General features: G+C 36.4%; 1 protein-coding gene. It reads right to left on the reverse strand.

The window, feature by feature from the left end:
- The coding region (locus AAEY79_RS16030; protein WP_352289684.1) for a hypothetical protein at positions 1–236 on the reverse strand (236 nt) is incomplete at its 3' end.
- Positions 237–247 lie beyond the last annotated feature (11 nt).

A 247-nucleotide genomic window follows, 5' to 3' on the forward strand; every position in this document is an offset into this window, starting at 1 on the left:
GTGTAGGGATCTTCACCTTCACTCAATACTATTCTTTCATGGAATCTAATAACACTGTATTTTTGCCCAACCTCTGCGCCATGCTTAGCACCAATACAGATTAGAGTTCGATTATCAGAACTTTCTACTACCTGACCTCTCACCATGTATTTATGATAAAAAGTGGTATTGGAACAACCCACTAAATATAAACCGAATGTAAGCAATAAAAGAGCTTTTATATAGGGTGTTTTCATCACTGTTACCT

It is taken from the genome of Psychrobacter sp. GW64-MNA-CIBAN-0177 (assembly GCF_040309585.1).
Taxonomy (GTDB): domain Bacteria; phylum Pseudomonadota; class Gammaproteobacteria; order Pseudomonadales; family Moraxellaceae; genus Psychrobacter; species Psychrobacter okhotskensis.